At 42.0% G+C, this 25242-nt stretch carries 25 protein-coding genes; 7 read left to right on the forward strand and 18 right to left on the reverse strand.

Annotation, left to right across the window (positions count from 1 at the left end):
- Positions 1 to 62: 62 nt before the first annotated feature.
- The gene (locus EGC86_RS07205) at positions 63 to 740 is read right to left on the reverse strand and encodes a YiaD family glycine zipper/OmpA-like lipoprotein (protein WP_011636609.1); all 678 of its coding nucleotides are present in this window, start codon (positions 738 to 740) and stop codon (positions 63 to 65) included.
- Between the two features lie 102 nt (positions 741 to 842).
- The gene (locus EGC86_RS07210; RefSeq protein WP_123777092.1) at positions 843 to 1724 is read right to left on the reverse strand and encodes a choice-of-anchor H family protein; all 882 of its coding nucleotides are present in this window, start codon (positions 1722 to 1724) and stop codon (positions 843 to 845) included.
- Between the two features lie 341 nt (positions 1725 to 2065).
- On the opposite strand from EGC86_RS07210, the gene EGC86_RS07215 reads away from it, so the two are divergent.
- From EGC86_RS07215 to EGC86_RS07230, 4 genes are all read left to right on the forward strand, one after another.
- Entirely contained in the window at positions 2066 to 2422 is a 357-nt protein-coding gene (locus tag EGC86_RS07215) for a PepSY domain-containing protein (protein WP_011636607.1), read from the forward strand.
- A gap of 3 nt (positions 2423 to 2425) precedes the next feature.
- Positions 2426 to 3109: a response regulator transcription factor gene (locus EGC86_RS07220; protein ID WP_123777093.1), complete on the forward strand. Its 684-nt coding sequence runs from the start codon at positions 2426 to 2428 to the stop codon at positions 3107 to 3109.
- The gene (locus EGC86_RS07225; RefSeq protein WP_011636605.1) at positions 3102 to 4430 is read left to right on the forward strand and encodes an ATP-binding protein; all 1329 of its coding nucleotides are present in this window, start codon (positions 3102 to 3104) and stop codon (positions 4428 to 4430) included. Before EGC86_RS07220 ends, EGC86_RS07225 begins: the two co-directional genes overlap by 8 nt.
- Before the next feature lie 175 nt (positions 4431 to 4605).
- The gene (locus EGC86_RS07230; protein ID WP_165872359.1) at positions 4606 to 6141 is read left to right on the forward strand and encodes a DUF3300 domain-containing protein; all 1536 of its coding nucleotides are present in this window, start codon (positions 4606 to 4608) and stop codon (positions 6139 to 6141) included.
- A 106-nt stretch (positions 6142 to 6247) separates the two neighbouring features.
- Here the strand turns inward: EGC86_RS07230 and EGC86_RS07235 are convergent, their stop codons facing one another.
- The 7 genes from EGC86_RS07235 to EGC86_RS07265 all read right to left on the reverse strand — a co-directional run bounded on the left by EGC86_RS07235 (position 6248) and on the right by EGC86_RS07265 (position 12095).
- Positions 6248 to 7651, reverse strand: coding sequence for an ATP-binding protein (locus tag EGC86_RS07235; protein WP_123777095.1), 1404 nt, complete (start codon positions 7649 to 7651; stop codon positions 6248 to 6250).
- Between the two features lie 86 nt (positions 7652 to 7737).
- Positions 7738 to 8397: a response regulator gene (locus EGC86_RS07240; protein WP_011636602.1), complete on the reverse strand. Its 660-nt coding sequence runs from the start codon at positions 8395 to 8397 to the stop codon at positions 7738 to 7740.
- Between the two features lie 16 nt (positions 8398 to 8413).
- A complete protein-coding gene (locus tag EGC86_RS07245) occupies positions 8414 to 9310 on the reverse strand; it encodes an FAD:protein FMN transferase (RefSeq protein ID WP_123777096.1) in 897 nt (298 codons plus the stop codon).
- A gap of 56 nt (positions 9311 to 9366) precedes the next feature.
- Positions 9367 to 10665, reverse strand: a complete 1299-nt coding sequence (locus EGC86_RS07250) for a DUF3570 domain-containing protein (RefSeq protein WP_123777097.1) — start codon at positions 10663 to 10665, stop codon at positions 9367 to 9369.
- Complete coding sequence (locus tag EGC86_RS07255; RefSeq protein ID WP_165872360.1) at positions 10656 to 10895, reverse strand: DUF4266 domain-containing protein; 240 nt, start codon at positions 10893 to 10895, stop codon at positions 10656 to 10658. Before EGC86_RS07255 ends, EGC86_RS07250 begins: the two co-directional genes overlap by 10 nt.
- A 4-nt stretch (positions 10896 to 10899) precedes the next feature.
- Positions 10900 to 11376, reverse strand: a complete 477-nt coding sequence (locus EGC86_RS07260; protein WP_165872388.1) for a TlpA family protein disulfide reductase — start codon at positions 11374 to 11376, stop codon at positions 10900 to 10902.
- 152 nt (positions 11377 to 11528) lie between these two features.
- Entirely contained in the window at positions 11529 to 12095 is a 567-nt protein-coding gene (locus tag EGC86_RS07265; protein WP_011636597.1) for a cytochrome b/b6 domain-containing protein, read from the reverse strand.
- A gap of 137 nt (positions 12096 to 12232) precedes the next feature.
- Between EGC86_RS07265 and EGC86_RS07270 the strand changes: the two genes are divergently transcribed.
- Positions 12233 to 12454 (forward strand): hypothetical protein, encoded by a 222-nt coding sequence (locus EGC86_RS07270; protein ID WP_123777099.1) that lies wholly within the window; start codon positions 12233 to 12235, stop codon positions 12452 to 12454.
- 194 nt (positions 12455 to 12648) lie between these two features.
- On the opposite strand, the gene EGC86_RS07275 is transcribed toward EGC86_RS07270, so the two are convergent.
- The 9 genes from EGC86_RS07275 to rlmN all read right to left on the reverse strand — a co-directional run bounded on the left by EGC86_RS07275 (position 12649) and on the right by rlmN (position 21958).
- Positions 12649 to 12858 carry a DUF3565 domain-containing protein gene (locus EGC86_RS07275; protein WP_123777100.1) on the reverse strand — a complete coding sequence of 70 codons (210 nt, stop codon included), beginning with the start codon at positions 12856 to 12858 and terminating at the stop codon, positions 12649 to 12651.
- A 199-nt stretch (positions 12859 to 13057) separates the two neighbouring features.
- Complete coding sequence (gene der, locus EGC86_RS07280) at positions 13058 to 14524, reverse strand: ribosome biogenesis GTPase Der (protein WP_011636594.1); 1467 nt, start codon at positions 14522 to 14524, stop codon at positions 13058 to 13060.
- A gap of 103 nt (positions 14525 to 14627) precedes the next feature.
- The gene (gene bamB, locus EGC86_RS07285) at positions 14628 to 15863 is read right to left on the reverse strand and encodes an outer membrane protein assembly factor BamB (protein WP_123777101.1); all 1236 of its coding nucleotides are present in this window, start codon (positions 15861 to 15863) and stop codon (positions 14628 to 14630) included.
- 12 nt (positions 15864 to 15875) lie between these two features.
- Entirely contained in the window at positions 15876 to 16496 is a 621-nt protein-coding gene (locus tag EGC86_RS07290) for a tetratricopeptide repeat protein (RefSeq protein ID WP_011636592.1), read from the reverse strand.
- 26 nt (positions 16497 to 16522) lie between these two features.
- Positions 16523 to 17797, reverse strand: coding sequence for a histidine--tRNA ligase (hisS, locus tag EGC86_RS07295; protein WP_123777102.1), 1275 nt, complete (start codon positions 17795 to 17797; stop codon positions 16523 to 16525).
- 98 nt (positions 17798 to 17895) lie between these two features.
- The gene (ispG, locus tag EGC86_RS07300) at positions 17896 to 19011 is read right to left on the reverse strand and encodes a flavodoxin-dependent (E)-4-hydroxy-3-methylbut-2-enyl-diphosphate synthase (RefSeq protein WP_011636590.1); all 1116 of its coding nucleotides are present in this window, start codon (positions 19009 to 19011) and stop codon (positions 17896 to 17898) included.
- A gap of 31 nt (positions 19012 to 19042) precedes the next feature.
- Positions 19043 to 20020, reverse strand: a complete 978-nt coding sequence (locus tag EGC86_RS07305; protein ID WP_123777103.1) for a RodZ domain-containing protein — start codon at positions 20018 to 20020, stop codon at positions 19043 to 19045.
- The gene (gene pilW / locus EGC86_RS07310; RefSeq protein WP_011636588.1) at positions 20020 to 20805 is read right to left on the reverse strand and encodes a type IV pilus biogenesis/stability protein PilW; all 786 of its coding nucleotides are present in this window, start codon (positions 20803 to 20805) and stop codon (positions 20020 to 20022) included. Before pilW ends, EGC86_RS07305 begins: the two co-directional genes overlap by 1 nt.
- Before the next feature lie 31 nt (positions 20806 to 20836).
- Positions 20837 to 21958 (reverse strand): dual-specificity RNA methyltransferase RlmN, encoded by a 1122-nt coding sequence (rlmN, locus tag EGC86_RS07315; protein ID WP_011636587.1) that lies wholly within the window; start codon positions 21956 to 21958, stop codon positions 20837 to 20839.
- A 147-nt stretch (positions 21959 to 22105) separates the two neighbouring features.
- On the opposite strand from rlmN, the gene EGC86_RS07320 reads away from it, so the two are divergent.
- Together EGC86_RS07320 and EGC86_RS07325 are read left to right on the forward strand one after the other, a co-directional pair.
- Positions 22106 to 23155 carry a CNNM domain-containing protein gene (locus EGC86_RS07320; RefSeq protein ID WP_165872389.1) on the forward strand — a complete coding sequence of 350 codons (1050 nt, stop codon included), beginning with the start codon at positions 22106 to 22108 and terminating at the stop codon, positions 23153 to 23155.
- Between the two features lie 222 nt (positions 23156 to 23377).
- Positions 23378 to 25114 carry a bifunctional metallophosphatase/5'-nucleotidase gene (locus tag EGC86_RS07325; protein ID WP_123777105.1) on the forward strand — a complete coding sequence of 579 codons (1737 nt, stop codon included), beginning with the start codon at positions 23378 to 23380 and terminating at the stop codon, positions 25112 to 25114.
- Positions 25115 to 25242: the final 128 nt, after the last annotated feature.

Here is a 25242-nt window from a genome sequence, read left to right on the forward strand (position 1 = left end):
TCGATGGCTTTTTTATTTAAAGGTCAACAAGCATCGCTTGTTAACCACACTCACGGCTAAAACTACTTACCCATTGGTGTTAATACAATTTCTACACGACGGTTTTGCGAACGACCTTGTTCGGTAGAGTTGCTGGCAATTGGGCTTGACTCGCCCATACCAGTAGAAGACACACGTGAACCGCTGACTTTCTGGCTCGTCATATACTGCGCAACTTCACTCGCTCGAACTTGTGACAAACGCAGGTTATAAGAATCAGAACCTGAACTGTCGGTATAACCAATCACATTTAAACGAGTGTCATCATATTCTTTGGCAACTAATACAACGCTGTTTAATACTGATTTAGCGCGTGAGCTTAGTACAGTTTGATCAACCGCAAAGGTCACTTCATTAGGCATGTTCAATACAATATTGTCACCGTTGCGCGTCACACTCACGCCAGTTGATTTTAACTGTTTACGCAATTCTGCTTCCTGCACATCCATGTAATAACCAATACCACCACCAAGAGCCGCACCAGATGCTGCACCAATTAATGCACCTTTACCGCGATCGCTTTTGCTTGATGAAAGCACACCAATGGCAGCGCCAGAAAGGCCACCGATAATAGCGCCATTTGTCGCTTTAGCATTTTCTGATTCGCCCGTATAAGGATTAGGTAACTGGCAACCTGACAACAACAGTGCCGAACCAATTAATGAACTGCATAACAACGATGCATTTAACTTTACTAACATACATACTCCTAACTACTTATCCCAGATGGATAAGTAAAAACTGACAAAATCAAAAATAACCATTCTAACGTAGATCTAAGGTGCATAAGCATTAATCTTACGTTATTTTTTATTAATCAAACGTCTACGAAACCCAATAACACTGGCCAGTAAGCCTATACTTAACCAAGATAAGGCCCCGCCTGAATGTTCAGTTTCAATATAAATCTCTTCCACATAAACCGCATCACGGTCGCTACTTTCAAGTGGCAGCGCGTACAAGGCATTGGACTCATCACTACTTATTGTCGCGACCGGATCGGCATAACCTAGCTCATATAGATCGATCAATACATCATAATGATCGGCTTGATAACCACTGGCTAACGTTGTTAGCACTTCGTAATCATCATTGCTAGAGTCTGCGTGGAGGGTGAATACGTCGGTTGAGTAATAATGGATCCACGGTCCACCGTCTTGACTTAAATATAATTCGGCAAATACATCAGCCTGAATGTCGCCCGCGCTGCTGGTAATATCTGCATCAAAGGTCACACTAAAGGTTTGATAAAAACCATCATAATCATAATCATCAAATAAACTTGAATCGGCACCATAGAAGGAAAAATCGTAATACACGACCTGGTTTTGCTGCGCCAACGCTCGTTGCTGCTGGTTTTCCGTCGTTGCGGCAGCTTTTTGATTTTTTGCCATCACTTGTTCACGAGTGACTTTTTTATTCAGTGTTGCAACGTTACTTTGCAACTTAGCTTGCTCATGTAAAGCGCTCACCCTAGCCTGCTTGTCAGCTTCAGTTTCTGGCGTTTGCGGATTAATGACTCTTGCTTGGCTATATGTACCAAAAGCTTGTTCAGAGATCCGTTCGGCGCCTTGTACTGTTGGCGAACTTAACCAGAGTGCACTGGCAACACATAAACTTACGCCCCATTTTAACTGGGTATTAATAGTCGATAGATTGGCTGTCTTGGCAGTAGTATGTTTCATGTTAGTTCCTCACAGTCTTGATATTGAGGCCATTTAACCCTAATCAAAATGAACGTAAGCTGAACATAGCAACAAGGCTGACTTCCGTTAGCGCTACCCGTTAGTGACGCTGCTATAAATCAATACCGCAAAAACTGACCATAGGCGTAAGTCATTCAGTTAATGTTCATCTGCTACCCCTTATACTGCCAACTCAAATCATCGACACATTTGTATTTACCGATATCTTCCGGGCGTTTATGTTTCGCTTACGGCTATTTACCCAATATGATTAAGTAGATGTTTCTATATAGAAAGGGATCTTTTACACTGGCAATAATGAGGTTATTAGGGAACACAATATGCAGCGAATGCTCAACGTAAATGCCACCATGTTAGGCCTGATGTTAGCGCTACTGTCACTAACGTGCTCAGTGCCGTCCTATGCCGCTGCATTACATTCATCTGCTGGTGCTCAGTTATCCCCTGGCCCAAATAATAATCGTCAAAACAATAATCAGCAGAACAGCAATCTGGTAGTTAATAGCGCCCAGCAAGCAGTACAAATGGCTCAGCGGAGTTATTCGGGTAAAGTATTAAAAGTGCAGTCAGCTAACGTCAATGGACATCCTGGTTATCGGATTAAATTACTCACCAATGATGGTGTTATTTTTTATGTGTTAGTCGATGCCACCAATGGCTCGGTTAAAAGGAACTAGCCCATGAGATTATTACTGGTCGAAGACGATTTAGCCCTACAAGCAAACATAAAACAGCACCTTATTGATGCGCAATATACAGTTGATGTTGCCAGCGATGGTGAAGAAGGCTTATTTCAAGCTCAAGAATATCAATACGATGTCGCCATTATCGACGTGGGTTTACCTAAGCTTGATGGTTTGTCATTAATCAGTAAACTACGTGGACAAGACATTAGCTACCCGATCATTATTTTAACCGCTCGAGACAGTTGGCAAGATAAAGTGGTTGGTTTAGATGCTGGCGCTGATGATTACTTAAGTAAGCCGTTTCAGCTAGAAGAACTTGTCGCGCGAATTAATGCATTAATTCGCCGCTCCGCAGGTAAAGCCAGTCCAGTGATTCAAAATGGTCCCTTTAGTATCAATACCCGTAGTTTAGAAATTAAAAAGAGCCTGCAAATAATTAACCTTAGTGGTTCTGAGTACAAACTATTTGAATACCTGATGCTGCACCCTGGGTCGGTACATTCAAAAAGCAGTTTAATTGAACATATTTATGACCAGGATTTTGATTTAGATTCCAACGTAATTGAAGTATTTATCCGTCGGTTACGTAAAAAACTCGACCCCGACAATCAATATCAATTAATTGAAACACTGCGTGGTCAAGGTTATCGACTACGACAGTTAGCCCCAGATGCGTAAACTACTCAGCTCGCTTAAAGTCCGCATTGTGGTCAGTGCGTTATTACTGATTTTGGTGTTATTGCCTATTATCGGTATAACCGTTAATAATGCCTTCGAAACCCAAATAAATGTTGCTGCAAAAAACCAGTTGAAAGCCTATGTTTACTCTGTTTTAGCCATGGCTGAAGTAGAAGATAACCAATTACAAATGCCGTCTCATTTACTTGAAAACCAATTCAATGTGATTGGTTCAGGTCTTTATGCATTAATCACCACTAAAGATAACCAACTACTGTGGACTTCAAACTCATTTCTCGGCCTCAACACGCCGATTAACTTACCCAAACCCGCAACCGGTAGAAGTACCTTCGACTCGATATTGATTAATGACAAACCGCAGTTGATATACAGTTTTAGCGTGAGTTTTGCCACCAGCGAACAGCCTTTTACCATGACGCTGCACATTATAAAAAACCAACAAGAATACCTACAACAAATCCAAAAGTTTTCTAACACCTTATGGACTTGGTTGTTGGTGTTAACTGCTTTATTGGTTATCGTACAGCTCAGCTGGTTGTTATGGACACTAAAACCATTAGGTCAATTTAGCCAAGAACTCAGTGCTGTAGAACAAGGCACATCAAAGCAACTCAGTACTCGCTACCCTGTGGAATTGCAAAAAGTAGCGCAACAGTTAAACACCTTATTGCAAACTGAACAAAGTCAGCGCAAACGCTACCGCAATGCTTTAGCCGATTTAGCCCACAGTTTAAAAACACCTTTAGCGGTAATCCAAACTCAAGCGGATCTAAGTGAAGCCTCGATGGAACAAATTAATCGTATAAACCAAATTATTGCTTACCAACTAAAGCGGGCACAAAGCGCAGCGGGTAGTGCTTGGCATTTAGGGGTGAATGTTGACAGTATTGCCGTTAAATTAGTCAGAACCTTAAGTAAGATATACCAACATCAAAACCTCACCATTGAGTATCACCCCAACAAACAAGCGCGCTTTAAAGGCGATGAAGCAGACTTAACAGAAATGCTTGGCAATGTGCTCGACAATGCTTGTAAGGCTGCTAAAACAAAGGTGATATTAACCCTTACGCAGCAAGGAAATCAGCTGTGCATAACAATTGAAGATGATGGTGAAGGTATCCCTAAAGATAAACAGCAGCATATTTTTGAACGGGGGATCCGTGCAGACACTTACACTCAAGGTCACGGGATAGGACTGGCAATAGTCAGAGATCTTGTCGACAGTTATCACGGTAAACTTACCGTTGATCAATCGGCATCATTGGGTGGCGCCAAATTTGAGTTTTTTTTCCAACAGTAAACGCCTACCTCAGGTTGTCGTTATATATTATTTGTTTAATTTATCTAGCTTACTCCTCTCGTTTATTTCTCTCGCATAGTTCTAGCGTATTAATTTCAGTTATTAGCTTTCAGCTTATGTTCATCTTCGGCTCGTTATGATGAACATAACAGTCATCAATGACGCTGGAGATAACATGAAAAAAGCCATTCACGTACCCGCTCAGGCATTACTCGCCTTAGCCTTGGTCTGTATGCCATTAACAAATGTACAAGCGGCGCAACCAACTAATTCATACACTTATAATGCAGCAGATGATGTGGTGAGTGATGCTGAGTTGGCACAAATGCTCGCGCCAATAGCGCTATATCCAGACAGTTTATTAACCCACATATTAATAGCGTCAACGTATCCATTAGAAATTGTCCAAGCAAAACGCTGGTTAGCAAACCAAGGTAACCGCGACACCAACAAAATTATGACCGAGGTAGAGTCGCAAGACTGGGACCCAAGCGTGAAAGCATTGGTAGCATTTCCCAATGTATTAGAGCGTTTAAATGATGATTTAGCGTGGACTCAAAGCGTAGGCGATGCATTTTTGCAAGACGAAGGTCGCATGCTAGACACTATTCAATCGTTAAGGCAACAAGCTGACGAAGCCAACAACTTAGCCGACCTTGAGCAAGTTAAAGTGTCACGAGTCGAGCGCCGGATTATTATTGAATCAGTTCGCCCAGAAATTGTTTACGTGCCTTACTACGACAGCCGTATCGTTTATGGCAATTGGCGCTGGAATCGTTATCCCCCCGTTTATTGGCATGCACCTGCTTACGTACATTATCGCCCTAACCACAGCGCGATATACTGGGACAGCGGAGTACGCATTAGCTTTAATTTCTTTTTTAGTGGTTTTCATTGGCATGACCGCCGCGTGATTGCGGTGCCAGTACATCAAAACTACCGTTACTACACACCACGGAAAATTAGTTACAGCCATGGAGCCCAACATTGGCAACATAAACCTAAGCATCGCAAGGGTGTGGCTTACCACAGCCAAGTGATCAGCAAACGTTATAACGGCCATTATGAAAAGCGTAACAAGCAAGTAAGCTATTCACGTGAACCTAAACGCCAGCACGCCAATGAACCTCGTCATTACTCAACCAAGGTCAATGAGCAGCGTAAAGAAGTAAGCCATGGCAACAAGCATGACAAGCGTAGCGAAAAATCGACAGTAAGAAGCGTAGGCCGTAATGAGCCGATAGAGCACAGAAGTAACCAGCTAAAACGCGATCTAAGCCAACAACGTCAACCTGTAGCACAGGTAAAGTCGTTTGAGCGTAAAGGCGAGCCGATGAAGTCAAATTACAGTCGCCAGCGCGATGTGGCCCAAACTAGGCCTAAATATGAGGCAAAACCGGTGGCAAATATAACAAGCAAGCCGCGCACTCAAGAATTACAACAAGCACAGCGTAACACTCGAGTTGAAAAGTTGCGTGAGTCGCACGTTAACGCGATGCGCAATCCACAACAGCAAGTGAAACAAATTCGTAGGAGTGAACCGCAAAAGCAGCAAGTTCGCGAAACAACTCGATCGACTCCTCAGCAAGTTTCGCGCTCAATGAGTCAGCAACGTGATAATTCATCATCACGCCGTACAAGCCAATCAAGAGACGCAGGGCCTTCAAGAGACAAACAGTCAAGAGAAAAGCCTTCAAGAGAAAGACAGTAAACAGTCAAAAAAATCAGCGAGCTAAAGCACTAAACAACACGAGTAGACCTTGCCTCTCGTGTTGTTTTTTTTATATATAAAATCAATAAAGTTATCAGTTCGCACACTAAATCTGAGCATGAGGTAAGACGATACAAACATTTAAGCCATGAGGTTCTACTTTGCTAAAAGTCAATTCACCATGATGTAAACTGATAATATGCTGGCAAATCGACAAGCCTAAACCGGCACCGTGTGAAGCGTTTTCATCAACTCGATAAAAGCGATTTTTGGCTAAGCTAATTTCTTCATCAGACATTCCCTTGCCTTGATCAAGTACACAAATCATCGTCTGCTGCTCGTCCTGAATAACCGTAATGGTAATTAATGATTCTATAGGGCTATATTTGCAGGCATTTTCGATAATATTTTTCAGTACCAATTCAATGTAAAACGGATCGGCATTGATGGTCATATCTTTAGGAACAACGATATACCACTCGTAATCGGCAATGATGTGTACAAGCTGATTTATCACATTCTCAATAACATCTTGCAGCTTACAATCGGTTTTATTTAACGCCTCAATGGCATCAACGCGTGATAATAACAACAGCTGCTCTACAGTATGGCTAATGCGGTTTACGCCCTCGCCTATGGCTTCTATATACGGCAAAGTTGTCTGCTGGATCTCTGGTGTTTGGCTAGACAATACATCGCTTAAGCCGTCGCTGTGTAACTTAATAATCGCTAATGGCGTTTTAAGTTCATGGGCTGCATCGGCACTAAAGCGACGTTCACGGATCATCGTCTCGCTAATGCGCAGCAAATAGCTATTAAGGGCTTTTTGTGTTGACGCTAACTCTGTCGGTAAAGTGAAATTGATAGGGGTTAGGTCTTGGGCTGAGCGGTTAGCTAGGTGACGTTCTAATAATTTAACTGGTTTAAATAAGAAGTAAGTCAGCACTAACATAAAAAATACCATAATGGGGGTAATCATTAATGGCGAGCGCCAGGTGTTGCTGATGATTAATGAGACTAATTCTTGCCGAACATCATCACGTTGCGCAGTCACAATCCATACTTGATGCGGCGATGAGAAAAAGCTGTATACATGCCATAACTCATCATCGATTCGATGAATATCATAACCTTGAGTGAAATTGGTTAATTGTTGTTCGCCAGTGCTATCAGAGTACGCGAGTAACTGTCCCGAGCTGGACAGTAATTGAAATGATAATTTATGCTCATAAGACAAAGTGACAGGATTCGATTGTTCTGCAAAGGTTTCTATCTTTGAATCCGCAACATGAAACAAGATCGGCTGAGAGATAAGTTGAGTCAATTGGTCTTCGGTCAATTGATCTACATAGAATTGTTCCAGCATTTTGGCAGTTTGAACCATCTGCGCATCAAACAATTCTTCGACTTCATGCATAGCATCGCGGGTACTGAGTATGCTCGAAAAAGTTACCGTGAGAACAATCCCTACCAGCATAATCAAACTTAATAATAATCGTAATGAAAACATAATATCCTTATTGTATTAAGTGTAATTAACCCGCAGCTTGGCTGCCCACCATTAATTTCATCTAACCTATTTAACGGCTAAAAAGACTATACCGTTTCAGTTAATATATAGCCTATACCACGCACGGTTTTGATCAATTCAGTGGCGGTTTTTTTACGTAAATGATGAATATGCACTTCAATAGAGTTGCTGCCAACTTCATCCCAGCCATAAGTTAACTGTTCAAGTTGATTACGGGTTAACACGCGGCCTGCTGATTGAGCAAATTCGAGTAATAATTGATATTCACGACGTGAAAGCGACACTAACTCATCGCGAAAATGAACTTCACAGCGGGCAAAATCAATGTTGAGTGCACCGTAACTGAATTGGTTATTATCTAGGCCATGCTGACGTCGAATAATCGCTTTAAGCCTAGCGATTAATTCCCTCACATCAAAAGGCTTACTTAAATAATCATCTGCACCAATATCTAAACACATTAAGCGAGTGTCAAAATCTGTATTTGCGGTCAACACAATTATAGGTAACGAGATACCATTTTTACGCCACTGTTTTAATAAGTCAGCACCATTGCCATCGGGTAAACTTAAATCGAGAATAATGGCGCTAAAATCTTCATTTTCTAAAGCGATTTGAGCTTGATTATATGACGCTAAATGATCGACCTGAATACCTGATTTAGCTAAGCTCATCACTATGCCTTGCGCTAACAGCTTATTATCTTCTACTAATAACACTCGCATTCAGTACCCTTATTCATTAACGAAATACCTTAAAATCGACACCTTGTTGCTGTAAAAAATCTTCAGCATCAGCTCCTTTTAGCATCGACATTGTGGCCAACATTCCAGCCATAACACAATTGGGCGCCAGCACAGTGACAGATAATGGCGCTTGTTCTACAGGGTATCCCGTTTGAGGATTAATAATATGCCCATAACGTTTACCGTCTACCTCAATATAACGCCGAGTCGTGCCACTAGTGGCTAACGCCCCTTGGCGAATGGTTAACAGAGCTGCAGCGTTATCAAGCTTATTCGGGTTTTCAATCCCAACCTGCCAACCGTCACTTTTGGTGATAGGGCAAGCAATGTCGCCCCCAAAGTTGATTAATACCGATTGATTTGGCCAACGATTCGCTAATATTTGTGCAGTGCGATCCACCGCATATTCCTTACCGATACCGCCAAAGTCGACACTCATGTCTGCAGGCATGCAAACGGTCTTATCAGTCAGTGCAATGCGATCAAAACCCACCTTAAGCAAAGCGGCATCAATATCAGTTTGTAACGGCACTCGATGGTTACCATCAAAGCGCCATAACGCCATTAAAGGACAGGCACTGATATCAAAAGCTGATTCACTTAATTGAAAACACTGTTGAGCAAACTGTAATAAATGAGCTGTTTCGGCATCGACCGAGGTTGCTTTACCTTGGGCATGATTTAACTGCCACACCACGTTACCTTCAATAAAACGGCTAAATTTATGTTCTATACGCTTTGCTTCGTCGTAAGCAATAGTCAGCATTTGCCTCGCAGTATGCTCATCATCAATCGCCATTAATAATTCACATGGGCTAGCCATAGCGTTAAATGAACCTAAAAAGCCCCAAGGACGAGGCTGTAAGCTCATCACTTTTGGGGCTTTTGACATTGTTTTGAGTGATTCAAGCAAATTAAATGACTCTGTTTATTGATGATACGTTCATCTTAAAACGAATAACTCACTTGAGCTACTATCGCCTTCACCGCTGGGAATAAATCGTAGTTTTGTAGCTGACCAGGTATCTCTGTGCCATTATTTTCAGGATTTTGCTGGTAATATTCAATACGATAACTTAGTTCATGGCCACCCGATAAACGCTGACCAAATTTAAGCCCTATGGTGTAAGCCGTCATATCACCAATGCGATAATCTGCGCTGGCATACTCAGGTATTGCATCGCCACTCATTAAGAATGGTTGATAAAACTCAGCGGCTTGCTGCTGGTAATAACGCAAGTGTAATTGTCCGTACATACTTGGGCTAAAATAGTAGCGATAATGGGTCTCTAAAGTATGCGATTGAATTTCCCAATCATCAGTGCTGTAACGATATGAAAAATCAACTACACCTGAATCCAGCGCGCCTTTAGTAAGTAAAAACACACTGTGCTTAAGGCGTGAATCTGGACGATTTTCGTAACGGTAAGCTTGTGTTTGACCGTTAACATCGACCTCACTAAGGATCTTGTACGGGTCAGTCATGTAGCCTGACACACTTGATAAACCATAGTTAGCTTGCATCAACCAATTACGATTAATAATCTGAGTCACGCCAAACATAATATCGCTTGTTTGTTTAGTATCATCGTCCGCTAAACGAGTTTGATCGAAGGCTGCTTGATAATCGGCATCGTTGGCATAATTACCACGAAATACCATTTCTGACATTGCCACTGGGCGGCCGCCAACAGGATCTACTACATCATTGGTAAAAGCACCCGACAATGACAACGTTGTGTTATTTTTATTAAAACTACGCTCAAGACCACCATTAATACCCATTGAAAGATAATCAAACTCTTTCGAACCATACACGCCAATATTACCAGTCCAATCTTGATTAAGCACTTCTTGCCAATTAGCGCTTAGCTGAACACGAGTATCATGAAAGGTATCGTCCAGCGGGGTATCACCAGTAGCAACAGTGTATTGGCCATCACCCGATGGACGCGTGAAAGTCTGACTGTCACTTTGGGCCACTGCACCAGAAGCTGATGCACCAGTTAAACTGTCGACCACAATTTTAAGGTCCAATAACGAACTATCACCAAAGGCTTTTTGTACATTACCAATCGCTTCTGCGGCTTGAACACGGTCTTGCTCACCATAATACATAATGGCAGCATCGACCTTCCAATCATCAGTGGCAGGAATAGGTTCTGCAGCACTGGCCTGTTGGCTCAACAAACTACAGCTTGCCAATGCCAACGCACTGGCAATACTTTGCTTAGATGTTAGTTGCATCCACAACCTCCGCCCGCTAATGAGCGACCACCACTGGTGCCTTCTTTGCTAAAGTAAATATGATCATCTAACGCGAGATCGAGTTTTTCACTGTTCAAAGCCATATCAGCACGGGCTAATTGATCTTTTCCCCAAGGTTGCACACCTAAGCTCGAACAGCCAACCAAACTACTGACAATGGCTAATGCCACGGCAGCTTTGGCAAATGGTTGATAAAATGCTTTTGTCATCAATTTACTCCTGTAACAACATTTGGATTTCTTGCTCGTAGGCGGGAATGTTTTCAGTAAAAAAACCCATGTGAGTTTGCACTAATTCACCTTTACGATTGAACAAAAAGCTACTTGGCATACCCTGTAAGTCAAAGGCTTGAGCAATATCACCTTCAGGATCAAAACGAAGATTAAATGTTGCTGGCAGCTTGCTCAAAAACTCATGGGCTAAGGCGGTATCAACATCAAGATTAATCGCTACAACCTCTAAACCTTGCTGTTGATATTTAGCCTGAATTGCATTCATCCACGGAAATGATTTACGGCACGGAGCACACCAAGATGCCCAAAAATCAACATAAACCACTTTGCCAGCAAACTGTTGCAGACTGACACTTGCGCCTTGTTGATCTAACACATGATGTTCTAATGAGGGAGCGGCTTGAGCTTGGGCATTAACACCTAACCCAATAGCCAAACTCAACGCGATAAACTTAATGTTACGAAAATGACAAAATAACCCAATTGACATCATATTTTCACCTAATGAACCGATAGCAAACAACATAGGCCACCAATCTTAAGATTTACTTAAGCATTGTAAAGATATCGTAAAGACCATTTATGCCATTCAAAAAAATGAAACTAACATTAGCCGCCAATCATTTTCGACACGATGCCTTTATCGTTGCCTGACTCCGCCACTAAAATCCCTGCTAAATGTAAACTAATAAAAGGGATGAAATACCACAATGCCAACTTATGAATCGTTTCAGCCTGCTGTTCTATTGCTTCAGGACCAAACTTGAGTAACAAACCTGTTATTACCGATAACGCTACGCCGGCATAAAAGACCCAATACACCCATGCCTGAAACTTTTGCTTTGTGGTAGCTTGGCGTGAAAAAGGTGACGGATAATGCAGACCAAATTTAGCCATATAAACAAACCGAGCGAATACAAATACCCCAACCGCATAGCCAAAATAAATATGCCACTGGAACATAACGCCACGAATACCTTTGGCAATGCTCACCGCTTGTTTATCGGTAATAATGACATCTATTTTCGCTAAGCCTTGATGAATTATGGCGGCCATATGGTTTTTCTCCATCCACCCAAGCCTTAGTAATACAGTTAATAACATCACCATCATAGTCAATGCCAATCCCCAATGAATAAGACGATGGAGTCGTGGATAAGTAGTCTGTGTTTGCATAAAAACCTCGGTAGGATTGCGATGATGGGGGCCATTATCACGCCGGAATCTTAACAATCACTTATGGATAACAAAAATCGGAAAATAATCTAAAACATGACACTATGGCAATAAAATAACTTTGAACGGACTCACACATGACTCATTTACTACACAAAACTCGACAAACAGCATTATTCCTTGCAGGTATAGGCACGTCATTAGGCGGGCTTTATACCTTATTCCCACAATGGGCTGTCGAAAACCTTAACCAGTTAGCTTATCACTCCAGTGACACGATATTTATTCAGCATTGGGGATTTATGGTGCTAATGGTAGGGGGAGTTTTTTTATTGCGATGGTGCGTTCAACTTGGATAAAACCGCTGTTTTGTATTGCGCTAATTGAAAAGCTATTTTTTGTTAGCTTGGTATTGAGCAATGCCAATCAAGCTTTTGTCGATGGGTTTTGGTTATCAATGGTAATGGACTGTATCATTTGTGCTTATATCGCCGCATATTTATGGTTCTGCCGAACCACTGGTGATTAACTTTTTAAGTTAGACAAACTTAATTTAGTCGACACTATCTGGCGGTGCCGCAACATCGCATTTTTTACAATTAAGGATCATTCCTAATTGTTGTTGCCGACCTTCGATTGTCGTCACCCAAAGGCGAACAGTCCAAGGCGGACTATGGCGTACATGCTGAAAGTGACCACAGCCTAATTCTGCAACCCAATGCTGTTCTTCATCCAAATGATAACCGATAATTTTTTGCTGCATCCTAGTTCACCCAATCTTAAATGTCTTAGATCACCATAGAATGAAAATTTTCTGCTGAAACAATAATACCAATAGCAATTCAAATAACACGAGCACGGTTTACACCTACAAAAAAGCCTGAACAAGTCAGGCTTTTTGAGCGATAAATAACGTAGTTCAATACTAAGTTATTCCAATACTAAGTTATTCCAATACTATATTACTTAGTACGATCGCGAATGTGGCTCATTGCACGCTTACGACGACGCTCTTGACCTACGGTCAATTTCTCGGTTCTACCTTCAAACGGGTTAGCACCTTCATGGAAACGTAACTGAATTGGCGTACCAACTACTTTTAATGAACGACGGAAGTAGTTCATCATGTAGCGCTTGTACGAATCAGGTAGCTTCTTAACTTGGTTACCATGAATAACTACGATTGGTGGGTTATAACCGCCAGCGTGAGCATATTTAAGCTTCACACGACGACCATTCACCAATGGTGGTTGATGATCATCTTGCGACATTTGCATAACACGAGTAAGCATTGATGTGCTTACACGACGTGTAGCACTGTCGTAGGCTTCTTCAATTGACTCATATAAATGGCCAACGCCAGTGCCATGTAATGCCGAAATAAAGTGAATACGGGCGAAATCGATAAAGCCTAAACGGCGATCAAGTTCGCTTTTAACACGGTCTTTGACTTTTTGATCAATACCGTCCCACTTGTTTATCGCAATAACCAATGCACGACCTGCGTTTAAGGTAAAACCTAATAAACCAAGATCTTGTTCTGCAATCCCTTCGCGTGCATCGATAACCAACAATACTACGTTAGCATCTTCAACCGCTTTCAAGGTTTTAATTACCGAGAATTTCTCAATAACTTCATTTACTTTACTGCGACGACGAACACCAGCAGTATCAATTAATACGTACTCTCTACCTTCGCGTGACATTGGAATGTAAATACTGTCACGAGTGGTGCCTGGCTCGTCATAAACAACAACACGTTCTTCGCCGAGGATACGGTTAATCAGTGTTGATTTACCCACGTTAGGCTTACCAATAATAGCGAGCTTAATCGGTAAGTTTTGCAGGCGTTCTTGTTCGGCTTCAGCTTCTTCTTCAGTGTATTCACGTTCAACTTGCTCGCCTTCTTCGTCGAGTTCGCGAACAATACCCATAGCTTCGGCATAAGGCGTTAGTGCGTAGTCAATCATGTTGGTCACACCACGGCCTTGCGCGGCAGCCATTTGATAGACTTCACCTAAACCTAGAGACCAAAATTCACCACAAGCAGAATCGGCATCAATACCGTCAACTTTGTTGGCAACCACAAAAGTGACTTTATCGCGGCTACGTAAATGCTGAGCAATCGCTAAATCGGCAGCCGTCATACCAGCACGAGCATCGGTCATAAATAATACGACATCAGCTTCTTCAATCGCGGCCAATGACTGTTCAGCCATTTTGGTTTCGATCCCCTCTTCGCTGCCATCAATACCGCCAGTATCAACAACGATAAACTCGTAGCCAGCTAAAAAAGCACGGCCGTATTTACGGTCACGTGTTAAACCTGGGAAATCAGCGACTAACGCATCACGAGTACGAGTAAGACGGTTAAATAATGTCGATTTGCCGACATTCGGTCGCCCTACAAGGGCCACAACAGGGATCATGATTTTGCCTCTAAAAAACTTTTCAATAAAAAGCCCCCGGAACGCTTCCAGGGGCTCTAGTAAGGACATTATACCTTAATTAACGCAAAAATAGTGCTATGACTTATTCCGCATTAGTTTCAGTATCTTCCTCTACATTTATTTGTTCTTCTTTGTTCAACATAACAATAGCGACTTTGCCACTACGACCTTGAACATAGATTTTGTCACCCACAACTAAAGGTTGGGCATATAATCCATTACTATCAACTTGAACTCGGCCAACTATATCACCGCTATTACGGTCAATAAAATGTAAGTAACCTTCAAAGTCGCCGACAACAATATAGTTATCAATTACTGCTGGTGCTGTTAACTCACGGTTTTTAAGGACTGAAGTGCTCCATAACTCTAAACCATTACGGCGATCGACTGAGTAAATTCGGCTATGATCATCGACCAAATACAGACTAATACCTGCAGCAGCTAAATCATTAAAGCTTGAATATTTACGCGACCAAACAACACGACCACTACGAAGTTCCATAGACACTAAGTTACCATTGTAACTAGCAACATACAGATTTTCGCCCAGTACTAATGGCGTCATATCAATATCAGCCATCCGGGTGAACTCATTTGCGCCGGTTGGACTAAAGACGGGTTGTTCCCAAGCAGCCTGACCATTACTTTTAACGACAACAGCCACCTTACCGTCTGCTGTACCTAAAAAGAAACCGCCCGCTTCATATGCTGCAGAACCAGTACCACGTAAAGTCAGGTTTGGCAGTTGCATTTCATAGGTCCATAACTTTTTACCGTTATCGATATTAAATGCTTCAAATGCGCCTTTACTGGTATTTACCGCAACAACATCTTCTGCCACTGTCGGCGCCGATAATAACTCGCCATTTGCTTGCGCAGACCACACAACGTCACCGGTTGCTTCGTCAAGCGCAACCAATAAACCCGTTTCGCCACCAACAAAGACTTTATTACGTGCAGCTGTAACACCTGCTGCTAAACGAAGCCCCTTGGTTTTAGTTTCAAGCTTCTCTTCAAAGACGTCATTGAAGTCTTGCTTCCAAAGCTCATCACCGGTTGTTTCATCAAAAGCAACCACAATACCGCTGCGATCGGCGACAAACACCTTGCCGTAACGAACGGTAGGACGAAGTTGCGAGTAATAATCGCCTACACCGTCACCGACACTGGTATCCCAAGTGACCTCAGGAAAAACGGTTGCTTGTATATCAACTAATTCACTCACAGGCTCTTCTTCAACATCACTTGAAGAACAAGCAGACATAAGAGCAACACTTAACCCAACGGCAAGTAGATTTTTACACCACGACTTCATCGGCTAAATTCCTTATGCCTTGTTTAGATTGTCTAATTTCATGGTCAACGCTGGACTGGCTAACGCACCACCATTATCCACTGCTGCTTGATAAGCTGATTTGGCTTTATCCAAATCACCTTGACGCACTAAAAAGTCGCCTTTTAATTCTTCACGTTGTGAAGCAAATGCTTTATCAGTCACTTGTTCTAACGTCGCTAACGCCATACCTAAATTGTTTTGCTCAGCTTGGATACGCGCTAAACGGATCATCGCTACCATGCCTAAACCAGAACCAGGTTGCGCAGCAATCACTTTAGTAAATGATGCTTCTGCTTTGGCTAAATCACCCGCTTCAACAGCTGATTTTGCAACCATTAATTCTAGTAGCGCTTGATAACCTTGCTGATCATGTTCTGATGTAAAGTTTTCAGCCTGAACCAATAACGCAGCAGGATTAGCCGACTGTGTCACGATGGACTGGAATGACTCTGAAGCTTCTTCAGCCGCAGTCACTTTCATGTCAGAATAAGTATTCCAACCATATAGACCACCAAGGCCTACTACGGCACCAACGACAATCGAGGTACCATAATCTTTCCAGAACTGCTTGATAGCATCTACTTGTTGTTCTTCTGTGCTATAAATTTCCACTTGCACTTCCCCTTTAAAATCTGTTCTTAAATCAGTTCTGCAATTTTAGCTACGAGTTCACTACGCGTAACCAATTGTTGTTCATTGTTTGTTCTTAACGGCTTAATGGCAACTTGATTGTTGGCTATTTCGTTTTCACCAATAATCAACGCAAATTGGGCACCGCTTTTATCAGCGCGTTTCATTTGCTTTTTAAAGTTACCACCACCGCAATGGCTCATGACTTTAAGCGTTGGCAACTGTTGACGCAACTCTTGAGCTACTTTAATGGCTTCAACGACACAATTTTCACCCATTGCAGTGACATAAACGTCCACTTCAGGGGCAATATCACTTGTTAACTCAAGCGTTTCAAGCAAAAGCACAATACGCTCAAGTCCCATAGCAAAGCCAACCGCAGGTGTGTCTTTACCACCAAGTTGGCCGACTAAACCATCGTAGCGTCCACCTGCTAATACTGTACCTTGAGAGCCCAAACTAGTGGTAACCCATTCAAATACAGTGCGGTTATAATAATCTAAACCACGGACTAAACGCGGATTGATGGTGTATTGGATGCCAACAGCGTCTAAGAGTTCACACAAAGTTGAAAAATGTGTCTTAGAGTCTTCACCAAGGTAATCCATCAATGCTGGTGCATCGCCTAAAATGGCTTGCACTTGCGGATCTTTACTGTCTAACACTCGCAATGGATTTGAATACATGCGACGTTGACTATCTTCATCCAACTTATCTTTGTGCTGCTCTAGAAATGCGATTAAGGCATCACGGTAAGCAGCGCGCTCTGTGGGGTCGCCGAGCGTATTAAGCTCTAGTGCAACGTGTTCTTTAATGCCGAGTAAATCCCATAAACGGGCAGATAACATTAATACTTCAGCATCAATGTCGGCGCTGCCAATACCATACACTTCAACACCAAACTGGTGGAATTGACGGTAACGACCTTTTTGCGGACGCTCATGACGAAACATGGGACCCATATACCATAAACGTTGTTCTTGGTTATACAGCAGACCATGTTCGTTACCAGCACGAACGGTTGAAGCCGTACCTTCTGGGCGTAAGGTTAAACTGTCACTGTTACGGTCTTCAAAAGTGTACATTTCCTTTTCAACAATATCGGTCACTTCACCAATAGAGCGCTTGAAAAGATCAGTACTTTCTACGATGGGAGTGCGAATTTCGCTATAACCAAATGCACTAACTGATGAACGCAATACTGCTTCGACTTTTTGCCATAAAGGACTTTGCGTAGGCAGAATATCGTTCATTCCGCGAATTGCTTGGATTTGCTTTGCCACTGTTAACGTGTCCAATTCTTGAATTAGCTTGCGCTAATAAAATGTAAATATACCCTCAACATCGACAATACTTAGATTGCCATGCACAGGATTAATGATTATTCAGTTTTGTCGGTGATAGCGATGCGGTTGGCCATCATGCTCGCTTTAGCACGGATCTTGGCTTCTAAACCATCGATGATTTTATTGTTATCAAAGCGCTCTTTTTGACGCACTCCGTCATCATAATAACCGCTCTTAGCATGGCCGCCAGTCAAGCCAATATCAGACACTAACGCTTCGCCTGGACCATTGACTACGCAACCAATAATTGACACATCCATTGCAGTGGTAATGTCTTCAAGACGACGTTCAAGTTCATTGACGGTACTAATCACATCAAACTCTTGGCGCGAACAAGAAGGACAAGCAATAAAGTTAATGCCACGGCTACGAATACGTAGCGACTTTAAAATATCAAAACCAACTTTAATTTCTTCAACCGGATCAGCCGCTAACGAAATACGTAAAGTATCACCAATGCCTTCAGCTAATAACATGCCTAAACCGACAGCTGATTTAACTGAACCTGCACGCATGCCGCCGGCTTCGGTAATACCAAGATGTAACGGTTGACGAATTTGTTTAGCCAGCAGACGGTATGATGCGACAGCAAGGAAAACATCTGACGCTTTAACGCTGACTTTAAATTGATCAAAGTTCAAACGGTCCAAAATATCCACATGACGCATCGCTGATTCAAATAATGCTTCAGGCGTTGGTTCACGATATTTGTCCATTAAGTCTTTTTCAAGCGAGCCACCATTCACTCCGATACGGATGGGAATGTTTTTATCGCGCGCGCACTCAACCACACTACGAATGCGTTCTTCATTACCAATATTACCTGGGTTAATACGCAGGCAATCTGCACCGTATTCAGCGACTTTAAGCGCGATACGATAATCGAAATGAATATCGGCCACTAATGGCACATTGACAGACTGTTTGATAATTTTAAACGCTTCAGCATCATCCATGGTCGGCACTGAAACACGTACAATATCAGCGCCCACTTTTTCTAATGCTCGAATTTGAGCTACGGTGGCGGCAACATCGGTAGTTTTAGTATTCGTCATCGATTGGACAGCAATCGGCGCACCATCACCAATAGGCACATTGCCTACATAAATTCGGGTAGATGGTCTGCGAATAATTGGGGATTCGTTATACATGCAAATATGCTCTACTGCTGTTGCTAAAGCATTATGACGCTTTAGGCAGGGTTAATCTTGCAACTCGACCGTTGGCAAACTCAGCTAAACTGACGTTATTGCCATCGAGGCTGATGCTGGCTACTTGAGGCGCACCCAAAATCACTTTAAAAGGTTTTATTCCGCGAACTTCAATTCGTTGTGCCGCATTTTTCACGCCATCAACCATCACTTTGCCATTAGCATCGGTTACGTTAACCCAGCAGTCACCGGTGAGCTCAATGGTTAACACGCTCTCGGCACCTGCTAAACTAGTTTCTGCTGTTGATGAAGATACAATATTAGTACTTTCAACAACACTGCTAGCAGGTAATGACTGTGAAGCAGTCGCTGCATCTTGGGCCGTTTGAATCAGTTTGTCCTCGGCTTCTATTGCTGCCTGATTAGCCACATCTGTTGCACTAACATTGCCTTCGTTATCTAAACCATTACCACTGGATTGTACAGAGCCACTTCTAATGATCTGTTGCGGTTCAGGCATATTGCTTTCAGCTGCAATTTCTTCAACAGTAGGCTGTGATAAATCAATATTGGTTAGTAACGATGATTTTTGTACCCACCACAGCACTAACATGGCAATCAATACAGCAACAATAAGGTAGGTCACTAAATTAAGACGACTATTACGAGCTTGATGAGTCGTCTTACGTGAAAAACTTTGCATTGCAGGCGCAACAATTTCAGGCAACTGATGGCTTAAACATTGTTGAATTTGGTTAATATCGGCATTCACAACACGGGCATAATTTTTAATATAACCTCTAACGTATGTGGTAGAGGCAATATTAACAAATATGTCGTTTTCAAGATCATTGATAATCTTGGGACGTAAATGCAATTGGGTTGCTACGGTCTCAAGTGAAAGTCCCTTTGCTTCGCGAGCCGCTTTTAAAATGGCGCCAGCAGTAACAACATCCTTTAACAATGGCGCTTTTTCTGCGTCTTGTTCTACTTCGAATTCTTTAGTCATTAATTCAAGTTAGCTCTATAATTTTTGGCTTGTGGAGATGCAGGAAACTTCGCAATGAGTAAAATGCCAAATCGTTTTACGGCCTCTATATCATTTGCCGCCCGCTCAATCTTAATCCCTAAGGCTAAACTTTCTGCTGATTCGCTAGCAACTCGATGGTATCTTGCGAGTTGTTCGCGCGCATTGCCGTAGTCAGCATCTTCCATGGCTAACTCGGTTAACTCTAATAACGTTACTTTACGTCTTTGATCATACTTTAACGCCATATTAAAATACTGTCGCGCTTTTTCTTTATCACCGGCTTTACGGCTGCATACGCCTAAGTTTTCATAACTCGATGCGGTACGGGTATATTTAGGTGTTTCAATCGCCGCAAGAAACATTTTCTCAGACTCAGCAAAATTATTTTGCTGACATAAAAACACCCCAAAATTATTCCGTGCATCACCAGTAACATCACTCAAGCTAATGGCTTTTTTATATGACTCTTCTGTTCGCTCTATATCACCAACAGTTTGATAATAATAAGCCATTGCCATATGAACTTCACTGATATTCGGCGCATATTCAACAGCTTTATTTAAATTATACTTGGCTTGTTCGCTATTACCACGATTTAGATAAGTTAACCCAAGTTGCATTCGTTCTCTAGCGGCCCCCTGCTTATCAAACCGACGCTCTGCTACAGGGGTATCAGTACCGCTGTAAGTGCGCTCAGTCACACAAGCAGTGACAGATAAAGCCACTAATGTAATTAGACCAACCTTTTGCATTCCGTGCTTCATTTATAAGCCTATTATCTATGCAAACAACGAGTTATTCCATTGTGACTGAAATCTGATTCTGTTGCATTTGTTTTTTTGCTAAACGCTTTGTTCTATCACGAATATCACCGGCTAATTGGCCACAAGCAGCATCAATATCATCACCACGGGTTTTACGAACAATCACCGTTAGGCCATGTTCCATCAACACTTTAGAAAAACGATCTATGCGTGAGTTAGATGAACGACCGTAAGGAGAACCAGGATACGGGTTAAACGGGATTAAGTTAATCTTACATGGAGTATCTTTCATTAGTATCGCGAGTTCATGCGCTTGGTCTGTGCTGTCATTAATATGATCAAGCATGACATATTCAACCGTCACGCGGCCGCGATTTGCATTAGACTTTTCTAAATAGCGACGAATGCCCGCTAAAAATTCTTGTAATGGATATTTTTTATTAACTGGAACCAACACATCGCGCAGTTCATCATTAGGTGCATGAATACTTACCGCTAATGCGACGTCAATGGCGTCACCTAATTTATCAAGTGCAGGTACTACACCAGAAGTTGATAACGTCACTCGACGTTTAGATAAACTAAAACCAAAATCATCTAGCATAATATCCATCGCAGGGATCACGTTAGCAAGGTTAAGCAAAGGCTCACCCATACCCATCATCACTACGTTAGAAATTGGTCGATCGCCAGTATCTTTGTGGAAACCTAAAAATTGCGATACACGCCAAACTTGGCCAATAATTTCAGATACAGTTAAGTTACGATTAAAACCTTGTTGGCCCGTTGAGCAGAAAGTACATTCTAAAGCACAGCCGACTTGTGATGACACACACAAGGTCGCACGGTCTTCTTCAGGAATGTATACGGTTTCAACTTCTTGGCCTTGGCCAACATTGATAGCAAATTTAATAGTGCCATCATTCGACTTTTGAAAACTCGCAATTTCAGGCGCAACAATTTCACACTTAGCTGCAAGCTTGGTACGCAACACTTTGTTTATGTTGTTCATTTCTTCAAAGTCAGTAACACCAAAGTGATAAACCCACTTCATTAACTGATCGGCACGAAACGGTTTTTCGCCCATTTCACTGAACAACGCCCGTAGTCCTTTACGATCAAGATCTAATAAATTGATTTTCTTTACACTCATTCGCCTAACCTCAAAACACCAAAACCTGTAACAGGGCGGCGAATTATACAGTTAGCATCACGTTTTAGCCAGTATATCTGCATCTAGTGATATGTTAGTATTACTGTAGGCTATATGGCCTTCTACGAGGAAGTTTTTACCCACACTATGTTAACCCTTTTATTGATTGTTTCTTTTGCTATTTTGATTTCCTTTTTGTGTAGTATTTTTGAAGCCGTTCTCTTATCTGTTACTCCAAGTTATATCGCAACCCTGAAAGAAACTAACCCCTTTATTGCTGCGCAACTCGATAAGCAAAAGCAAAATATTGACTCTCCTTTAGTGTCTATCCTAACGCTAAATACCATCTCACATACCATGGGGGCTTCTGTTGCAGGCGCACAGGCGGCTATTGTGTTTGGTAGTCATATGCTCGGAGTATTCTCTGCGGTTCTGACTTTTTTAATTTTGTTCCTCTCAGAAATCATTCCTAAAACATTAGGGGCTAATCATTGGCGTAAATTGGCGCCATCGGTATCGGTTTGCTTATTCTGGATGGAAAAAATAACTATGCCTTTAATTTGGATGTCTCAAAAGGTTACCAATCTCTTAGGCAAAGGTAATAACGGTCAATACATTCGTCAAGAACTCAGCGCAATGAGTAAAATGGGTAAAGACAGTGGTGAGCTAAGTGAGCAAGAATCACAGATTTTAACCCAAATGTTATCGATGAAAGACATGCACGTCAGCGACATAATGACCCCCCGCACTGTGATATTTAAATTATCGACTCACATCACTCATGCGCAATTTACCGACCAATATTTGTCGAGTCCGTTTACTCGTTTTCCGATTTACCAAGGTGACCGAGACAATGTGATTGGTTATGTTAATCGTAATGACATTATTCTTCAGTCTCGCCAAACACCAGATACCGAAATTGGTACTCATTTAAAAACGCTACTTGCTGCCCCCTCCTCAGTAAGAGTATTGCCACTGTTTCAATTAATGATAAAACGTAATGCTAAAATGGCATTAGTGGTTGATGAATATGGCTCAAGTGAAGGGATAGTGACAATTGAAGACATCATCGAAACCTTAATTGGTTTAGAAATCGTTGATTCAAAGGATTTAGCTCCCAATATGCAAGCTCTGGCACGTAAGCTGTGGCAACGACGTATCAAGAATAAAGGTTTGGTTATATACGATGATAATTAACTTGGTTAATTAAGCCACTTGTATACGAATACATAATCAAAAAAATCAATTGTTAACACTCTTTTTATCGCATTTTTTAATACAAACTGTATTGGCTATATTCAGCTAATTTGTACCATCACTTTCGTAATTTGAGCTGCAATATAAAGATCACAAAAACGCGCAGCGATAACATGTTTACCTAAATTAGTATAAGATAGCGACATTAAATTGAGGGAAAAAATGTCACATATTTATCGTTTATCTATAGCTCATATTAATGACACTCATTCTAACTTCGAACCTAGTCCAGTCCAATTTAGCCTGACAGCCCAGCAACACACTTATACACTTGAGGGCCATTCAGGTGGCTATGCGCGTTTAGGTTACCAAATAGAACAGGCAAGGCAGCAAGCCGCGGCCGAACTAACTCCATTTCTATTTTTACATGGCGGCGATAGCTTTCAGGGCACTTTATATTTCAGGGAGTTTCAAGGTGCGGCTAATGCACACCTCCTTAACTTACTCAAACCTGATGCTATGGTATTGGGTAATCACGAAATCGATGCAGGTAACAGCCCTGTACAAGCCTTTTTGAACCGTATCGATTTTCCGGTATTAGCCGGCAATATGGATTTAAGCGCAGAAGATAGACATAAAACAGGTCGATTATACGGCCACCCAATGTTGTACGACTTTGATGACAGCACCAGAACAGCAAAAGTACTGATAAAGCCATTTCACGATACCCAGATGGCTATTATTGGTATTACCTTAGACCAAATGTATTTAATAGCTAGGCCGGACCCCGATACTCATTTTGTTAATGCTATCGACACCACCCGTAAAACAGTTCAAAAACTGAAACAACAAGGTATTAACCATATTATTGTACTAAGCCACCTAGGTTTAGACCAAGACCAAGAACTTGCTGCCAGTGTCGACGGCATAAGCCTAATTGTCGGCGGACATTCTCATACACTTCAAGGTAGTATGAGTAACATTGGCTTAAGCGATATTCCTTACGCCGAAACGATAAACTCAACGCCTATTTTGCATGCCGGAAAATATGCAGAAACACTGGGTCTTGCCCAAATCAATTTTGATTCAAATGGCAAAGTAACCGAGCTTATCGGTAATAATTATTTTATGCTTGATGACAATATTCAAGTCAGCACCAAAGACGGACAGCCTGCCGATAGCGCTATTGCAGCTGATTTAATCGAGCAGTTGTTCACCCATCCAAGTATTAAAGACGCTCAGCATGATGATGCTATTCATCAGGTCATTCATAGCCAATACCGCCCATCATTAGATGCGCTAGAAAACCAAATACTGGCTCATATACCTCGAAACTTTGTTCACACTAGGTTACCCAGCAAACAGCTCCCTCATGGCAGCGAAATAGCCCCTTGGGTGAGTCGTAGCATGTATAAAGCGGCTAAATACATTGAGCCAAATATCGATTTTGCACTGCATAATGCTGGGGGGGTGAGGCAATCGCTCAATAAAGGTCAGTTATCACTTGCTGATGTTGTTGGCCGCATTCTGCCATTCGAATTACCCCTAACGCTGTATCAAATTATGGGTAAACACATTATTGAAGCATTAGAATCGTCCATCAATAGCGCGACCAATAATGGCATTGTTGGTACCGGAGCGGGCAGTTTCCCCTATCCTTATGGATTGCGCTACTTCTATGATGGTAAGCGAATTAAAGGCCAGCGGATCACCCAGATTGATATCTACAAGCAGGATCAATGGCAAACTCTTGAATCCAATAAATTGTATATTGGTGTATCAAGTGCTTATACCGCTGCGGGTAAGGAAGGATATGATGCACTATTGCATGCTCACTGGCAGCAACCGATGAGCAATCAAACACTCCCTGAAGCTTTTATCGATTTTGTTAGCCAGCATGGACATCTCATTACGGGACAACTATTTGCAAATGTACATTATATTAGCCACCGCGACTAAACGATGGCTTCATGTATCTAGATGACAATACCCAACAGAGAATACCTAACAGCTGATAGAAGACAATAATTCGCGGTAGATCACAGACCAGAATGAGTAGAAATGGTTAAATGATACAAACGTTGAAT

Origin of the sequence: Shewanella frigidimarina (genome assembly GCF_003797125.1) — a bacterium.
GTDB classification, from domain to species: Bacteria; Pseudomonadota; Gammaproteobacteria; order Enterobacterales; family Shewanellaceae; genus Shewanella; species Shewanella frigidimarina.

Bases quoted from the DNA above. Each gene is read 5' to 3' on its own strand.
- EGC86_RS07270 (WP_123777099.1), top strand. From the start codon at position 12,233: ATGACTCATTTACTACACAAAACTCGACAAACAGCATTATTCCTTGCA.
- pilW (WP_011636588.1), bottom strand. From the start codon at position 20,805: ATGAAGCACGGAATGCAAAAGGTTGGTCTAATTACATTAGTGGCTTTA.
- ispG (WP_011636590.1), bottom strand. From the start codon at position 19,011: ATGTATAACGAATCCCCAATTATTCGCAGACCATCTACCCGAATTTAT.
- EGC86_RS07305 (WP_123777103.1), bottom strand. From the start codon at position 20,020: ATGACTAAAGAATTCGAAGTAGAACAAGACGCAGAAAAAGCGCCATTG.
- EGC86_RS07255 (WP_165872360.1), bottom strand. From the start codon at position 10,895: ATGACAAAAGCATTTTATCAACCATTTGCCAAAGCTGCCGTGGCATTA.
- EGC86_RS07230 (WP_165872359.1), top strand. From the start codon at position 4,606: ATGAAAAAAGCCATTCACGTACCCGCTCAGGCATTACTCGCCTTAGCC.
- EGC86_RS07205 (WP_011636609.1), bottom strand. From the start codon at position 740: ATGTTAGTAAAGTTAAATGCATCGTTGTTATGCAGTTCATTAATTGGT.
- EGC86_RS07225 (WP_011636605.1), top strand. From the start codon at position 3,102: ATGCGTAAACTACTCAGCTCGCTTAAAGTCCGCATTGTGGTCAGTGCG.
- EGC86_RS07275 (WP_123777100.1), bottom strand. From the start codon at position 12,858: ATGCAGCAAAAAATTATCGGTTATCATTTGGATGAAGAACAGCATTGG.
- EGC86_RS07250 (WP_123777097.1), bottom strand. From the start codon at position 10,665: ATGCAACTAACATCTAAGCAAAGTATTGCCAGTGCGTTGGCATTGGCA.
- bamB (WP_123777101.1), bottom strand. From the start codon at position 15,863: ATGAAGTCGTGGTGTAAAAATCTACTTGCCGTTGGGTTAAGTGTTGCT.
- EGC86_RS07240 (WP_011636602.1), bottom strand. From the start codon at position 8,397: ATGCGAGTGTTATTAGTAGAAGATAATAAGCTGTTAGCGCAAGGCATA.
- EGC86_RS07325 (WP_123777105.1), top strand. From the start codon at position 23,378: ATGTCACATATTTATCGTTTATCTATAGCTCATATTAATGACACTCAT.
- EGC86_RS07210 (WP_123777092.1), bottom strand. From the start codon at position 1,724: ATGAAACATACTACTGCCAAGACAGCCAATCTATCGACTATTAATACC.
- der (WP_011636594.1), bottom strand. From the start codon at position 14,524: ATGATCCCTGTTGTGGCCCTTGTAGGGCGACCGAATGTCGGCAAATCG.
- EGC86_RS07220 (WP_123777093.1), top strand. From the start codon at position 2,426: ATGAGATTATTACTGGTCGAAGACGATTTAGCCCTACAAGCAAACATA.
- EGC86_RS07265 (WP_011636597.1), bottom strand. From the start codon at position 12,095: ATGCAAACACAGACTACTTATCCACGACTCCATCGTCTTATTCATTGG.
- rlmN (WP_011636587.1), bottom strand. From the start codon at position 21,958: ATGAGTGTAAAGAAAATCAATTTATTAGATCTTGATCGTAAAGGACTA.
- EGC86_RS07320 (WP_165872389.1), top strand. From the start codon at position 22,106: ATGTTAACCCTTTTATTGATTGTTTCTTTTGCTATTTTGATTTCCTTT.
- EGC86_RS07215 (WP_011636607.1), top strand. From the start codon at position 2,066: ATGCAGCGAATGCTCAACGTAAATGCCACCATGTTAGGCCTGATGTTA.
- EGC86_RS07235 (WP_123777095.1), bottom strand. From the start codon at position 7,651: ATGTTTTCATTACGATTATTATTAAGTTTGATTATGCTGGTAGGGATT.
- EGC86_RS07245 (WP_123777096.1), bottom strand. From the start codon at position 9,310: ATGTCAAAAGCCCCAAAAGTGATGAGCTTACAGCCTCGTCCTTGGGGC.